The organism is Mesorhizobium sp. M0772, from assembly GCF_040320135.1.
GTDB lineage: Bacteria > Pseudomonadota > Alphaproteobacteria > Rhizobiales > Rhizobiaceae > Mesorhizobium.
On record NZ_JAMYPB010000059.1, the window covers coordinates 17,856 to 31,821 of the forward strand.

General features: G+C 58.3%; 15 protein-coding genes. 12 read left to right on the plus strand and 3 right to left on the minus strand.

Features of this window, described 5'->3' with window-relative positions:
• Nucleotides 1-36 precede the first annotated feature (36 nt).
• A complete protein-coding gene (locus NKI06_RS27095; RefSeq protein WP_023685378.1) occupies nucleotides 37-255 on the minus strand; it encodes a hypothetical protein in 219 nt (72 codons plus the stop codon).
• A gap of 409 nt (nucleotides 256-664) precedes the next feature.
• Here NKI06_RS27095 and NKI06_RS27100 point away from each other — a divergent pair, with 409 nt between their 5' ends.
• Together NKI06_RS27100 and NKI06_RS27105 are read left to right on the plus strand one after the other, a co-directional pair.
• The gene (locus NKI06_RS27100) at nucleotides 665-823 is read left to right on the plus strand and encodes a hypothetical protein (RefSeq protein ID WP_245276573.1); all 159 of its coding nucleotides are present in this window, start codon (nucleotides 665-667) and stop codon (nucleotides 821-823) included.
• A gap of 132 nt (nucleotides 824-955) precedes the next feature.
• Nucleotides 956-1,168, plus strand: coding sequence for a hypothetical protein (locus tag NKI06_RS27105; RefSeq protein WP_023815941.1), 213 nt, complete (start codon nucleotides 956-958; stop codon nucleotides 1,166-1,168).
• Between the two features lie 581 nt (nucleotides 1,169-1,749).
• Here NKI06_RS27105 and NKI06_RS30955 read toward each other — a convergent pair.
• The gene (locus NKI06_RS30955) at nucleotides 1,750-1,974 is read right to left on the minus strand and encodes a Y4oE-related protein (RefSeq protein ID WP_081725497.1); all 225 of its coding nucleotides are present in this window, start codon (nucleotides 1,972-1,974) and stop codon (nucleotides 1,750-1,752) included.
• Nucleotides 1,975-2,121: 147 nt separating this feature from the next.
• Between NKI06_RS30955 and NKI06_RS27110 the strand changes: the two genes are divergently transcribed.
• From NKI06_RS27110 to NKI06_RS27130, 5 genes are all read left to right on the plus strand, one after another.
• Nucleotides 2,122-3,327, plus strand: a complete 1,206-nt coding sequence (locus tag NKI06_RS27110) for a pilus assembly protein TadG-related protein (RefSeq protein ID WP_502900622.1) — start codon at nucleotides 2,122-2,124, stop codon at nucleotides 3,325-3,327.
• Between the two features lie 19 nt (nucleotides 3,328-3,346).
• Complete coding sequence (locus NKI06_RS27115) at nucleotides 3,347-3,772, plus strand: TadE/TadG family type IV pilus assembly protein (RefSeq protein WP_245260130.1); 426 nt, start codon at nucleotides 3,347-3,349, stop codon at nucleotides 3,770-3,772.
• Nucleotides 3,762-4,172, plus strand: coding sequence for a TadE/TadG family type IV pilus assembly protein (locus NKI06_RS27120; protein ID WP_352987666.1), 411 nt, complete (start codon nucleotides 3,762-3,764; stop codon nucleotides 4,170-4,172). Before NKI06_RS27115 ends, NKI06_RS27120 begins: the two co-directional genes overlap by 11 nt.
• A 1,428-nt stretch (nucleotides 4,173-5,600) precedes the next feature.
• On the plus strand, nucleotides 5,601-5,846 hold the full coding sequence (locus tag NKI06_RS27125) for a hypothetical protein (protein ID WP_023816434.1): 246 nt from the start codon (nucleotides 5,601-5,603) through the stop codon (nucleotides 5,844-5,846).
• A gap of 703 nt (nucleotides 5,847-6,549) precedes the next feature.
• Nucleotides 6,550-6,918 (plus strand): VanZ family protein, encoded by a 369-nt coding sequence (locus NKI06_RS27130; RefSeq protein WP_245261975.1) that lies wholly within the window; start codon nucleotides 6,550-6,552, stop codon nucleotides 6,916-6,918.
• 647 nt (nucleotides 6,919-7,565) lie between these two features.
• On the opposite strand, the gene NKI06_RS27135 is transcribed toward NKI06_RS27130, so the two are convergent.
• Nucleotides 7,566-7,838, minus strand: coding sequence for a hypothetical protein (locus tag NKI06_RS27135; protein WP_023673958.1), 273 nt, complete (start codon nucleotides 7,836-7,838; stop codon nucleotides 7,566-7,568).
• Nucleotides 7,839-8,792: 954 nt separating this feature from the next.
• Between NKI06_RS27135 and NKI06_RS27140 the strand changes: the two genes are divergently transcribed.
• From NKI06_RS27140 to NKI06_RS27160, 5 genes are all read left to right on the plus strand, one after another.
• Nucleotides 8,793-9,548, plus strand: coding sequence for a Crp/Fnr family transcriptional regulator (locus NKI06_RS27140; RefSeq protein WP_023706251.1), 756 nt, complete (start codon nucleotides 8,793-8,795; stop codon nucleotides 9,546-9,548).
• A 574-nt stretch (nucleotides 9,549-10,122) separates the two neighbouring features.
• On the plus strand, nucleotides 10,123-10,353 hold the full coding sequence (locus NKI06_RS27145) for a hypothetical protein (RefSeq protein WP_023690600.1): 231 nt from the start codon (nucleotides 10,123-10,125) through the stop codon (nucleotides 10,351-10,353).
• Complete coding sequence (locus NKI06_RS27150) at nucleotides 10,353-10,595, plus strand: DUF982 domain-containing protein (protein WP_023669677.1); 243 nt, start codon at nucleotides 10,353-10,355, stop codon at nucleotides 10,593-10,595. Before NKI06_RS27145 ends, NKI06_RS27150 begins: the two co-directional genes overlap by 1 nt.
• Before the next feature lie 1,140 nt (nucleotides 10,596-11,735).
• On the plus strand, nucleotides 11,736-12,614 hold the full coding sequence (locus tag NKI06_RS27155; RefSeq protein ID WP_286456758.1) for a YihY/virulence factor BrkB family protein: 879 nt from the start codon (nucleotides 11,736-11,738) through the stop codon (nucleotides 12,612-12,614).
• Nucleotides 12,615-13,439: 825 nt separating this feature from the next.
• Complete coding sequence (locus tag NKI06_RS27160) at nucleotides 13,440-13,724, plus strand: hypothetical protein (protein ID WP_023673895.1); 285 nt, start codon at nucleotides 13,440-13,442, stop codon at nucleotides 13,722-13,724.
• Nucleotides 13,725-13,966: the final 242 nt, after the last annotated feature.

Below are 13,966 nucleotides of genomic sequence, written 5' to 3' on the forward strand. Positions count from 1 at the left end.
ATCTGCGAGCGGTCAACCCCGCAAACGAATGCTGCCTCACGGGAGAAGTTGCGGCAGTAAAACTGCGCCGCCGAAACCGACCTCCACGGCGCGATCTTCCGGGACCAGGTGCACTTGATCGAGAGCGTAGCCGTTGAGCCGGGCATTGCCCCGGTTCATTCCGGCCCGGACCAGCCAGCCGCCGGTTCGGTCGGCCAGGACAGTGGTTTCGCTATAAATCGTGGCGCCATCCGATCCCACCCATATTCGGGTCATCTAGCCACCATGCGCCTAGAAGTCCCCGCAAACGCTGCTTCGATAGCGACGACCAGTTGGGTTGTGCTGCGCTCTTACGCGTCGCATTCCAGCGGCTGGTGGTCCGGTTGCTCGTGCCACATCACCTGGCGGAAGTCGCGACGGTCTACCTTTTGCGCGCAAATGGGGCGCGCATAGAAATGCTCTTCCCAGTCAGGTCATGTGGCTTGCCGGGGATGGGCGGTCCGAGGTTGGCTATTCTGGCCGTGCCCGACCGAACCCGTCGTAGCGGCAAAACTTCTGCAAGGCGTGCCCGTTGTCCGATCGCCCGCTCGCATTTTTTGTACCATATATTCGCGGCTTCCATTAGCATCCCCTCATGGCAACTCTGCGGTACGGCGTAAGGCGGGAACCGGATGGGACGTGGACGGTGTTCGACGTGTTCACCGGGCTGCCGGCTATTGTAGCGGGCCACCCATCTGTCGACCTTCCCGACATGGAGTATGCCGAAGAGCTGGCGGCCATCCTGAATGCCAACGACCTGAAGCAGACGCTATCTCAAGGGAGGTTCCCCGGAGGGTTCGCCTGACTGAAGTGGCATTAGCCCCCGTTGTATGCCCATCCAGGATGGTTCGTCCGATCCGCACAAGCATTTGTTATTGATCTACCGACTACGACGGTCTTAAATCGACTTGCCATTGCGTTTCGTAGGGAGGATGTGATGAGCAACGTGGTGTCAATTCGCAAGGCCACGCCTCGCGTGGAAGTGGTCGGAGCCAGTGGCGAATGGGTCGTCCGCATCATAGAGACCGACCAGGAAATTACACGCTCATTCGGCCTGGAATCGTTTGCGCTGTCCTTCGCTGAAGGCCAGCGGATACGGCTACATCTCGACAAGCTTGTGCGGCTTCAGGACCCTCCTGCGGCTAGGTAACCTCAGTACCTGGACGGTGTTGGACGATTCCATGGCTGGTGAGATGCTTGCGGTGTGACGTCTCTCGTCCGCCGGACGCAAGGGCGGCGGGCACCTTTTGAATTGACAAGGCGCGGGCTGATTGACAACCTTTGGCTGTAAATGCGCTTTGCCTCAAATTTCCACTGGAGGGACTGCATGAAGAAAGAATACAGCAAGCCAGTACTGACCAAACGTGGGCGTCTGAGCGCAGTGACGGCGCAATTGGCACCCAGTGTTGAACCGCGATCCACATCCTAAGCAAACCACGGCCCTGCAACAAAAGCCCGCTGGCTTCGGTCGGCGGGTTTTGTTCTGACGCGTGGTAGGAACCGGCGATGAGGCTGTTCCTCGTCGCACTCGTTGTTTTGTCTTTGATGGCCGTCGGCTTCTGGCTGGCGGCCCAGTTGTTCCTGCCTCACTGATCGAGCTCCAGCGGCTCATGATCTGGTTGCTCGTGCCACATGACCTGGCGGAAGTCGCGCTTGTCGACCTGCTGGCCGCAGATCGGGCATGGGTGAAATCGATCGTGCCCGTCCTGCGGTTGGTGTGGCTTGCCGGGCTTAGGCGGTCCAAGGTCGGCTATTCTGGTCATGCTCGAACGAACACGATTTCGCGGCAAAAGTTCCGTCAGTTGCTCTTCTCAGTTGGTGAAAGACATCGCACCAAAAGCGATAGTCATCTGGTCGACCGTCGAAATGAGCCTCCAAAGCGCACTGCGCCACGGCGGTCGCCGCTTCCAACCCGTAGAGATCGACCGCAGATTGAGCGGCCTGATCTCGGTACATGCGAGGCGAGGAGGAATTGCAGCGCACCTATTTCGTCTGGCAGGTCGGACTTCATCGAATCGGAATGGAGTTTTTAGACATTCGTTTATCTATTCATGGTTTCTAATACATATGGCATCCAACGCGTTCACCCGGATTTGGTTTGCTTTGAGCCGCCTAAGGCGCGCCACGAACGGTAACGTTGCCGTCATCGTTGCCTTCACCTTGCCGGTCGTGGTTGGCGGCGCCGGCCTCGGTGTGGAGACATCCTTTTGGTATTACAGCAGCCTCAAGCTGCAGGCCGTTGCCGATGCCGCGGCCTATGCCGGTGCGCTCGAGAAAGTCGCGGGTTCCGATAACCCGACCATCATCGCCGCCGCCACGCAGTCCGCGACCTCGAACAATTTTGCCACGCCGGGCACGATCCAGGTCAACACGCCGCCATTGTCCGGCCCGAACACCGCGAAGAAGGCGGTGGAGGTCATCGTCAAGCAGAACCTAGATCGCTACTTCACGGCGATTTTCAACCAGGCGCCCGTTGCCGAACAGGCAAGGGCGGTGGCGCTGATCAATGACGCCTCCAAGGCTTGCGTGCTGGCGCTCAGTCAGTCGGCCTCCCAGGCTGCGCTCTTTTCCGGCAACACCACCGTCAACCTCACCGGCTGTTCGGTCATGTCGGACTCGATTGCCTCGGACGCCATAAAGACGCAGGGCTCGGCGGTGCTCAAGGCCGACTGCCTGATCACGGTCGGCGGCATGGTGCTGAACAATCCGGCGACCACGGTCTGCAAGTCCAACATCACCCAAGCCTTGCCGGCAGCCGATCCTTTCTCCGGCTTGGCGACGCCGACAGCCGGCAACCCTTGCAAGAATGTCAACGGCAACAAGACGTCGCAAACACTCCAGCCTGGCACCTACTGTAGCGGCATGAGCCTCAGCGGCAACGTCACCCTGCAGCCCGGCGTCTACGTCGTGCAGGGCGGTATGAAGGTCAACGCCAACGCGGTCGTCGCCGGCAGCGGGGTAACCATCTTCATGGCCGGCAGCAACACCGTCAGCATGAACGGCAACGCCAAGGTGACGCTGAGCGCGCCTACCTCCGGAGCCTATTCCGGCGTGCTGTTCTACGGCGACAGGACCGGGACTGCGGCACAGAGCACCTTCAACGGCACAGCGGACTCGCTTTTGACCGGCGCCATCTATTTTCCCAGGCAGCAGGTCAACTACCTTGGCAACTTCTCCGGGAACGGCGGCTGCACTCAGGTCGTCGCCGACACCATCCAGTGGTCCGGCAGTACGACGATCAAGCAGGACTGCACCAGCCTCGGGATGAAGAACATTCCGGCGACGCAATCCGTTCAGCTCGTCGAGTAGCGGGATGGGTGGGCGGACCTTGCGCATTGTCCTGGACAAATCCGGGATAGCTGCCGTCGAGTTTTCCATGTTGCTGCCCATCCTGTGCCTCGTCTGCCTCGGCATCGCCGACGGCTGGTCCTACGTAACGAGTTACCTGCAGATGCGCGCGGGCGTCAAAACCGCGGCCAATCTCGTAATGGCCGGCGCGTCCAATGACACCGGAACGCAGGCGGTCGCGCTTTCGAGCTGGAACGACAAGCCCGAGGACGCCGCGGTCGTACTGGTCCGCTCCTATTTGTGCGGCGCCACGGTCGTGGATGCGACCACCATTTGCGGCGGAACGAAGCTGCCGACCGTCTTCGTCCAGATAACGGCGACGGGCACCTGGGTGCCCCCGTTTAACTTCGGTGTCTTCCCGGACCCGCGCGCGATCAGTCATCAGCAGGTGATCCGTGTCCGCTGAAAGGATCGGATCCAGGTGGCGCCGTGACTGCTCCGGCGCAGCCGGGCTGGAATTCGCCTTGATCGCGCCTTTCCTGGTGATGCTTTTGTTCGGAATCTTCGCCTTCGGCTGGGCCATGAATGCCGTGTCGACCGTCCGCTATACACTGGAAACCTCTTCCCGGGCGCTGCAGCTGAACAACACGCTTTCGCAGAGCGACATCCAGGCCATCGCCACGCAGAAATTGGTGAACCTGGGTCTGCAGAACGTCATTGTGACGATCGCGACCGACCCTGCCAGCGGCGGTTTCAAGATGGCGCATCTGACCGCCAGCTATGCCTTCGTCATCGCTTTCCCGTATTTCGACCAGTATCCGATAAATTACGCCACGACCGTCACGGTGCCTCTGGTTGCTAGCTAGGCGTACGACCGGCTTTCGTTGAGTTGGCGGCCCTGTATTCAGCTTCCCAAGGCAATGCGTCGAAGTCGGGCTTGTGCCCCGCTTCACGGTAGGCGGCCTGAGTGAGGAAACCTGCTTTGTCCCGCTCCACAACGCAAACAAATGGCGGAGTGCCCGGGCACCTATAAACGCCTACAGCTTTTTCCATGCAACAGGTGTGCTACGGGTGCTCGGAGATGTCGTCCTTCATTACGATGACAGAACAAGAGCGAGGACAGCAGCGGCCCGGCATCACTGAAAGGGTGCGGGTTGGTAAAATTCGTACAACTCTTTTCATTGCGGAGAGAGTTTCGGCGAGCTTATTAATGTGTCGTTTGCCATTGCCTTTTCTGGGAGGCTGCGATGGTTGCAACGCCCATAGATATCGCTCGAGCGGCCACTACGGCCACCTTGCTGATGCGCCAGAAGTCCATGGCGGAACCCGCCACATTTCGCCGGGACATGGATCGATCGCGCAGGGCCATCCGAGCCTCACGCGAGCTTCTGAAGCGCCTTGGTCAACGTCGTCGCGACGTGGCGCTAGGCTGGGAAGATGCCGACCCGTCTACTGTTGCCGTCTCCGCCTTTCAAGCCGACGTTCTCCGATGTGCATTCCGAGCCCTAGTAGGGGAAACGGGTACGCCTGAGTGTCAATGGCGCGATTTAGCCAAGGCCCTGGTGCGCGATTTCACTGGGTGCGAGCTGATCGAAACTGGCTTGGTGGATTGGATCGTCAGCAAGTAGCCGCTGCCCGCCAGCGGCCCAGCAGCGGTCTGCGGGGACTTTGCAGCGGACGCGCTGGGCCTGACCGGTGGGGCGGTGTGGTATCCGCCGGCTGGCGAACATATGCGCCTCCTGCCAACGCCAGCGAAACATCCAAACGAACGAGGCGATCGATCTAACCGCGATCTCGCCATCCAAGGCCGACACATAGGCCGATAGCAAAGGCCTATAATCGCTGAGAGAACGAAAATGGCCGACGCCATGGTTGGGGAACCCGGGTGGGTAGGCGCCGGCCACAAGCGGAACAAGCCCGCCGCGCCACACACATGGCTGATTTGTCATCACGTGGTTATGGTGTTCGCGCAGGGCTGCACCAGCGGAACTTAGTAAACGCCGCTTGGTAAGCGATCCTCGACGCGATCGTTCATCGCCACGACGACTTGGGAAACTTGACGGCTGCAGCCTTCTGCCATGTCAAGCTCAAGTCGTTAACAGCGGCCGCCCGGTCATGAGCAGGCATGCGCCCATCCTAGCATATCGCGCTGCCGGTATCGCAAGGCGCCGGCAGCAAGGGGAGGCGACCAGAGCCGATGTGAAGGGACTAGGCAGCTAATATTCGCTTGCGCTAATTTAAAAGTGCCGTAACGTCATGCTCAGCCTTTTGCGGAGGCGCAACGGTGGGGAAGTATGATGAGAGTTGCTGCGTTTTGTGCGGCGATCGTGATCGCTGGGACTGGTGTCGCTGTTGCCAAGGAGAAGAAGGTGGTGGTGAATGACGCCACGGACCTTTGCTCTACGAAGCAGTCGGCCAAGAAGCAGGTGTTCGAGCTGGACTGCAGGCCGACCGGAACCGCCAAATTGCCGGCCGATGGAACGCCGGAAAAGCCGCGCCTCGGATACGACACCGATCCGTGGCTGGTTAAAGGCCTTTAGAGACTAGCCGCTGGCAATACAGCGCGGCTAAGGGGAATGTGCGCTGGCGGTGAAGCCTTCTTTGTTCTCTCATCGGTGGAACATTGTCGCCTGGAAACGCTTCGGACGGTGCACTGCCCCATCAGTGCAACGTTCCCTTCCTTGTTTGCACTGGCCGGCTGCCGAAAGGTGGCCGGCTTTTTTGTATATAACCGCGACCTGATGTTTGGGATTGTTGATGGACAGCCGCGAGTGGCCGCTGCTGGCCTAGCGTCTAGGATTGGAATATGTAGAGGCGAGATCACCAAGGCAGGGATGACCAGACTAAACAGCGGTTTCGTCCGTTAGCCGCGACGCCGGCGATAATTGAATTCAGAAGGGCGTCGGCCCGGCTGCACAGCTGGGCCAAGGCTGGAAAGAGTTCCGCTCCCGCCCAGCACGATACGCATCGCACCTGGGCGCAAGCGGTACCAATGGCTCGCCTATTCCGCCGCGCCTTTTCGGCAGGAAACCCTCGGCCTCATCACAATGGAGGGCGACATTCGCAGCGCCCTATGGAACCATCCAGAGTGACATAGGCTGTTTCATGGAACTTCCTGATGACATCAGGAGGCCTGTTAAGCATGCCAGTTGTTCGCGCTCGTAGCTCAGATGCAGGTTGGAGCTCTGCCTAGTGCGCCAGTATCGGAAGCGAGAACTAGGAACCGGGAGTGCTGCGGATAGATTGCCGCAGTCGAGCTTTTATCAGAGCATGGCAAGGGCTGCCTTTCTCTCCACGTTGGCGGTCGTCCTGTTGCTCGCGCTATTGCCAGACCACTTGCTGCACGCGTTGGCCTTTACGTCTCATCACGACAAGCTCAACCACGCCGCCGCGTTCGCCACCTTGTCGGCTTTGGGTAGCCTCGGCTGGCCCCAACAGGTGGTCCGGCTGGCGGTTCTACTTGCTTTTACGGGCGCAGCGATCGAAATCCTTCAAAGCGTCACAGGGCGTGACATGAGTGTCTTCGACTGGTTTGCCGACTGCGCCGGAATGGCATACGGGCTGAGAACCATGAGCTGGGTGAACGAGATTCTGGGCGAACCGGTTATTTGATCGCCACAGCTCCGCCTTACCGCCGCCGTCTTGGCCCACTTGCCAGCCTCACGCCCGCGGCCGCCTTCGAACCCTCGCTATTTTTAATTTCCGACGCAAAGGCCGATGGGTTTCAGGGCCGCTCACCATTTAGACTTAGGTCCGATTCTTTCCCGCAAATGGCCGAATCCGGAAACATTTCTCCTTCTACTTTGTTGCAGTGGCCGTGCCGCTGAGGAGAACATGCACAGTGCCTCTATCAAATGAACTGCGCGACGTACCTTTAGAATTCCAATGCCCCTCCTGTTCACGCCCTATGGTGAGAAGGGGATCCTGGCTGAAAACGATTGCCGGTTTCAAATGCGATAGTTGCAGGTCCAGAGTGCGGATCGGCTACGAAGAGAAGCTGGCCATATTCGACCGGCACCTTAAGCGAGGCGCGCCGGATCTGGGCCGACGACCAATGGAGTGCGATCCCGGCAACGGTTCCTGAGAGTGTGTCGGCAATTCAAGCTCCAACTGCTTGCGGTCTGCCGCAAGTCCAAGCTTTCATCTGGTCGCAGGGTCAGGCGGCTCTTTCGTCCGTACGGAACCGATGATCGCGAGAGGTTTCGATGCGATCGGAGCACCGAGCAGGTCTACACGTTTTTCGTAGCGACCACCAATCTCTAGCTGACCACTTCAACGCTTTGACGAGGTGCGAGCAACTTGATTTTCAATAGTCTTTTTCGGGCCAAGATGCGCGCCGCCTCTGCGATGCGGCCTCCGTAAGCATCGGCGACGAATGATAGCGTCGACAGGTCAATAATGAGGTCGTCGATCGCGCCCGCCAAGACACTGGACCCGCGCCCAAATTGATGCACCAGCGCCCGCACTTCCTTAAGTGCCGTCGAGGCTTCACCCGCATCCAGCAGCGCCTCGATGTCATCGAAAATCTGCATCCCGACCCTCCCGCTTGAAAACGATGGCAATTTCGCGTGAAAAGAAAGCGCCTGCCAAGGTGCTCGCGCACGAAGGCGGCTATTCAGACAACAAGAAAGCCCTGGTGGACCCACGATGAAGGGCGTCCATGGAGGGCGTTCAGCGAGACGCAACCGAGATCCGGCGCGACATTAAACGACAGCGATGCTTGAGCCGCGCTCTCTTACGAGCAATCCGAGCAGCGCCCAGCCGCCAGCCGATCGAAGATGTACGCCAAGACCGACAAGCTGGTGCAGCGTTTTGCCAAGGCTGAAGACGCGGTGAATCGCTCAGCGAAGACATGACCGGGGTGAAGCGGCCACTGCCGAGGTGACCCGGTGGAAGTTGATGGGCCTCGGCGCATTCGGCTCACTGCATCGCAGCGGCGGCGCTCGCGTCGCTAGTTACGCCCTATTGGTCCTATCTGGCGCGTGCTGCGTGGCGGATCACGAGTTCTATCCGTGCTGCTAAGTCAGCAGAATTCCACACCACCTCCGGATAGGCCGTCTAGATCCGGTAACCGCACATTCTTGAGCACATTGTACGATTGTTACGCAAAGCAGCGGCCGCATCGACTCTCATCATCTTGGAACTACATTGCCACAATGGCACAGCTCTTTGAATCCGCCCCAGTGAGCGCTTCATTTCAGATGATCGTGGACCACTATGAGACAGCGGTTTCACTCCAGGAGCGCATTGTGACTCACGCTCGACAAGTCGGCTTGTCAACGAAAAGCGATGACGAATTCCTGGAGTATCTGAATGCCGTCTTAGCGCGGGCGCGCCAAAGCTTGGCTCGCGCTGATCAACGCAGTTGTTAATAAATGGGACATCCGCGGCCCGCAGGCATACAGTGTGCTATCGACGGCAACTCTAAGGGCGTCCGTCGGCTGTGAGCGATCAACATGCTTCCGCCCCAATAGGGAGAGGGAGCTATGACAGACTCCAGTTCACGAACTCACACTGCCGCGCAATGCGACACCCGCCAAAATTCCATCTATCGCAATTCGCTGCTGCTTCGAATGTGCTCGGCAGATTTGGCCTTGCTGCAACCTCATTTGGAAAGCGTCTCCCTTGGACTGAAGACGCATCTCGAAGTGGCGGGGTCTCCAATCAGAACCGTGTACTTCTTCGAGAGCGGTCTCGGGTCAGTGGTGGGCGAACTGCGGCCTGGTATTGAAGCTGAGATCGGAATCATAGGTTGTGAGGGTATGACCGGCTCAGCGCTTATCATGGGCGATGACCGGTCAACGCACGATTGTTACGTCCAATTAGAGGCCCGAGCCTTTGTTATCGACGCGGGCCTCTTCACCAAGGCGCTTTTGACAAGCCCAACCCTGCGAAGTTTTCTGCTCCGCTACGTTCACTACTTTCACCTCCAGGCAAGCTTCACCGCGCTCAGCAATGCCCGGATGAACATCGTCGACAGGCTCTCAAGATGGCTGGTGATGTGCGATGATCGCGTCGACGGGAACAGCTTTGCGATTACGCACGAGTTCTTGTCAGTTATGCTCGGTGTCAGGCGGCCCGGCGTCACCATAGCGCTGCAAACCTTGGAGGGCCAAGGTCTGATACGCTCAATGCGAGGAGAGGTAGTCATTCTTGACCGAGCGCGTCTGATTGCGCTGGCTGATGGGTCATATGGCAGGGCTGAAGCCGAATACGCTCGGCTAGTCGGCAAACTGCATTGACCCCAGACGCCGCGCCCGTGGCACTATCCTGAGTGCCCCTGCAACGGAGCCCGCCGGCTGAGCCACGGTGTTTTTGCGTCAGGCGGGAACATTCCCGCTCTGAGGCTGTTTGGCCACAGCTGGCTCGTTCTTCAGCGGTCCGTGCCGGTGACCAAGATGTCCTCTCCACTCGTCATGGTCGGCCCGCGCAGCCTCCGAAGCAGGCGCGGGCCATCCCTGCAGCGTCGCCAGACGTCAGCGGGCTTTTTATCATTCGCCGTTTATCATGGAAGATTTGCAAGTTCGCGCCTGCGACGTTGCGCCATTGGATCAACACGTCCATGGGACGATCATCAGGCCTCCGCTCGAAAAGCCGGGTATAGAACTCCTCCGCTTTGTCCATCCTTGGCGAGCACGGCGTAAATTCCTTGGATTTGCATTCATAAATTGATTCCACCCATAATGAGCAAAGGGCGGGTCCCGTTCCAAAATGGGGTGTTTGCGGCAACCTGCTTTGTACGTTTCCGGCTCTTGCCTTTTTCGGAAAGTGACCCACAGAATAGCTGGTGAGGTTCTATCTCTCTGGGAGGATGGGATGGACGTTCAAGCACCTGTTCGGCCTGTGCAGCAAACGGCCAAGGAGCTGGTCCGCGAGGTCCTGTTGGGTTCTCAACCGGGCAATATAATTTCCCTGAAGGCGACCATTGCAGCGGTGCGCGAGCGCGGCCATGATCTTCGTGAGACTGACTGCCAGTTGGTCGGAATGATCGTCAATTCAGCCTCCGTTTGGGGACTGTTCATCGCCTTTGACGTTCGAGAGGCTTGATGCCCCACCGCTGGTTCAACCCTCCGGTTTATGTGAAGACTGAGCGCCCGGGGCTTCGCCTTGGTGTCAACCGAGTTGATGCCGCCGCGGAGGAGCTTCTAAAGTGGTCCAATCGTGGCCCCAAGTGGCGGCTGGCGGCTGAGGCTTGCCTATCTGCGATGGATGGCAAAATGCCGGGTAACGACTTCCGGCTGCTGTTCGAAGCCGCAGCCGATGAAGAGGAGATGCTACTGCCGGATTAACAACGCTATACGGACGGGACCATGCGCGTCTGTTCGCGTTGGCGGTCGGCGAATTAACTTGAATAATCTGACGCAAACGGCTGTGGCCATTGCTCTGTTTTGACCTTTTGTGTTACCTATTGTGCTTCGTTCCCGAGCTTCCTTTTCGATCCCTTGAAGAATACCGGAAAGAACGGGTTCGCGATGTCCGACACCAGAACAATAAGCGAATCGGAACGACCCCGGCGAAAATCAATTGCTTGTCGATTGAACTGAAATCCGATCGACCTTACAGCCTCGTTCACGCGGGTTCGGGTATCCTCCCTCACGTCGCCTGTACGCTCGAATTTCTGCTTTTGGGATCCGCTGGGGCCAGCTCAAAGACCGACGAGGCGCTTAGCCGACTGGCGGCTCATCACGAGAGCGGTCCGGCAGCTTTAGGAGTAGTAGATTTGCAATATGGGTGCCAACTATTCGTCCCAATTGGGACAGGCTGCGGCCGGCAAGCTGCGCCTAGGTCTCACAAAAGGCTCAGGCGTTGGCATCGGAAAAGAGGCGGCTGCTAATTCTGAATGACCGATATGAGGCGCATGCGGTCCGGCAGTATATGGAACGAGAGCAGAAGGTCTGCTTCTGGTGCAAACCAGCGGAAAGGTGCCATTCCGCTGGTGGCGCGATCTTGGCCGCAACGACGTTGGTTGCCGCTGCCTGAAAGCAGACACGGTGGTACCGCGTTGGCAGCTTTGGCGCCTCAAAGCGATATTGAGGCTCAGGACGGTTTTAATCTCACCTCGACCAATCAGCTTGGAAAAGCGGCGATAGTCCGGATGCTCGTACCGCCAGCGGCCGGCGGAGATCGCAGGATGCACGCCAGCTTCCTGCGCCGCCTCCAACACCTCCTCCGTGCTGTTGTCCTTGTCGGTGCAAACGAGCCAGCCTCCGCTTCTATGGTTTCCGAACGAACTAAAATGATCTTGAGAAAACCATTATCAAATGCGCGTCCCGAAATGGGGGCGAAGGCGATGCGAGCGCATCGGAGCGGAAGTTCTATGCCGGCGACCCTCCGCGGAAGTCGGTGCGAAACTCCTGCCACAGCCCGCAACCGGAACATCACATGTGCTGGTGCATTGCTAGTGAACGCCAATTCGACTGGGGCGCAAAATGCATCGCGCGATCACAAATGCATGGGCAATGGTGCGAGAAGCCGTCGTTGGGTTCGTCAACGACAATGCTCTCAGCCATGGCGCAGCAATCGCTTTTTATGCCACAACATCGTTGGCGCCAATTCTGCTCATCGTGGTTGCAATTGCGGGTCTCGCATTCGGTCACGAGGCAGCGCAAGCGGCATTGTCCGCCCAAATCACAGGGATGATGGGTACAGAAAGCGCAAATATCCTGCAAACCGCACTGAAGAGCGCATCCGAAAAGCCATCCGGCGGCACTTGGCCGGCGGTGATTGGCATCATCACCTTGCTTGTGAGCGCTTCCGGGGTCTTCGGCGAAATACAGCAGTCTTTGAACATGATATGGAAGGTCGAAGCGCAGGGAAGTTCGTTGTCGCGCCTGGTGCGCGCACGTGCGGTAAGTCTGGGACTGGTCACCGCACTTGGCTTCATGTTGCTCGTCTCTCTAGTCGCGAGCGCGGCGATTTCGGCCCTAGGCAACCTCATCAACGCACAGTTGCCGTTCGGGACACTTGTCCTGGGCGTTATCAACGCGGTCGTTTCTTTTGTCCTCCTCGCAGCTATTTTCGCTGCCATCTTCAAGATCTTGCCTGATCGAACCCTGGAATGGCGGGATGTCTGGATTGGCGCTGTTGTGACTGCTGCCCTGTTCACGCTCGGGAAATCGCTTATCGGTTGGTATATAGGCTCCAGCGCGGTCGCGGCCTCATATGGGGCCGCCGGTGGGCTGCTCGTCATCCTGTTGTGGGCTTACTACTCGGCGGAAATTTTTCTTTTTGGTGCGGAAATCACTCGCGCCTATTCCATTCGACACGGCAGCAGGTCCGATCAGGAAGCTGTGCTTCACAATGGTTGACCTGCAAGAGATGCCACTATCGCCGGCTGATCCCCGGTCCTGATCGCGTACTCTGATCAGGTCTAGGCTCGCCGGGATCGAGGTGGTTGGGGTCTTCGCCCGGCGAGCTGTCCACCTGCACGGAAAGTACTGGCCGTGGGTTTGCCCATCAGCCGTGACTTATGCAATATCGGTGCGGTTAAGCCCACAAGCATGCCCAACTGCACCGGCCATTTCCTACGGCTGCGTATGGTCTTCGCGCTCGGCAATTTTTTCCAAGAGCTTCCGTGAAGCCTCTAGGACACGGCGCGTCTCTTGGATGGTCGATTGTAGGGATTCAAGTTCTCTCTCCGCCCATCGCTGGCTACGGCGGGCGCCTTCGACGAACTGGTGGTCAGATTCCCATTTGTCTTTCATGCCTCTCAACGAGCGAGCCGGGGAACTCGTTCTAGTATACTCAAGGCCGATTGCCCGCTGGCTCACGCTGGCGGGCTTTTTTGCGTCAGTCGGGAACATCCTCACCCTGAGGCTGTTCGGTCACACCCGGCTCGTTCTTAAGCGGTCCTGCCGGTGACCAAGATCGCCCCTCACTCATCATGGTCGGCCCGCGCTCGGAAGCAAGCGCGGGCCATCCCTGAACAAGTCCGGGGCAACCGGCCAGGCAATTGCAGCATCGATGGTGGCCGCCGGCCGCCTTGACCGAACTTGCGGGCCAATTCCTCCTAGATTGACGACGAAATATCGGTAGCAATTTCTACAATTTTCAATTTGGCTGGAAACCCTTTCTACCCGCAAGCGTTGAATTAGCACGGCTGCATTCAAGCAGTTGCATTCGGAGGAATTTTGATGAATTCGAAAATGCTCATTCTCGGCGCGACATTTGCCCTTATGACCGGATCGGCCTTTGCCGGCAGTTCCACTGGCACGTCTGCGCTCGACGATCCTGCAAAAATGTCTCCTTTCTTCACGGACAGCAGCATGAAGACCATGAAGTCTGAGGCTGAAGCGAAAACCGCTTGGTCGGCTATGTCTCAGGAGGATAAGGACGCTGTGATGAAGGACTGCGCTGACGCAGATATTGCGAAGGCCCATGAGAACTTCTGCAAAGCTGCGATGATGATGGGCAAATAGGCCCAGCACCTAGCTTAATATAATACGCGCCCGCTGGCCCGGCCGGCGGGCGTTTTCGTTTGCCCTCGGAACCTGGTCAATTCGCACAGTTGCTCCCCTGCGATGGCGCGGGCCGCCTCGAATCTGAAATTCTGTCAATCGCCCGACGCGGCTGCTGCCCTCCCTGCCGCGAGCCGGAATGCATAACGATTGCGGATGTGGCTGTTAAAATAGACGCCCTTGGCAAAGGCAGCTTTGAACGC

What these genes read in the sequence shown, in the direction of transcription:
- NKI06_RS27095 (WP_023685378.1), bottom strand. Translation starts at nt 255, where the DNA reads ATGACCCGAATATGGGTGGGATCGGATGGCGCCACGATTTATAGCGAA.
- NKI06_RS27105 (WP_023815941.1), top strand. Translation starts at nt 956, where the DNA reads ATGAGCAACGTGGTGTCAATTCGCAAGGCCACGCCTCGCGTGGAAGTG.
- NKI06_RS30955 (WP_081725497.1), bottom strand. Translation starts at nt 1,974, where the DNA reads ATGTACCGAGATCAGGCCGCTCAATCTGCGGTCGATCTCTACGGGTTG.
- NKI06_RS27125 (WP_023816434.1), top strand. Translation starts at nt 5,601, where the DNA reads ATGATGAGAGTTGCTGCGTTTTGTGCGGCGATCGTGATCGCTGGGACT.
- NKI06_RS27135 (WP_023673958.1), bottom strand. Translation starts at nt 7,838, where the DNA reads ATGCAGATTTTCGATGACATCGAGGCGCTGCTGGATGCGGGTGAAGCC.
- NKI06_RS27140 (WP_023706251.1), top strand. Translation starts at nt 8,793, where the DNA reads ATGACAGACTCCAGTTCACGAACTCACACTGCCGCGCAATGCGACACC.
- NKI06_RS27145 (WP_023690600.1), top strand. Translation starts at nt 10,123, where the DNA reads ATGGACGTTCAAGCACCTGTTCGGCCTGTGCAGCAAACGGCCAAGGAG.
- NKI06_RS27150 (WP_023669677.1), top strand. Translation starts at nt 10,353, where the DNA reads ATGCCCCACCGCTGGTTCAACCCTCCGGTTTATGTGAAGACTGAGCGC.
- NKI06_RS27155 (WP_286456758.1), top strand. Translation starts at nt 11,736, where the DNA reads ATGCATCGCGCGATCACAAATGCATGGGCAATGGTGCGAGAAGCCGTC.
- NKI06_RS27160 (WP_023673895.1), top strand. Translation starts at nt 13,440, where the DNA reads ATGAATTCGAAAATGCTCATTCTCGGCGCGACATTTGCCCTTATGACC.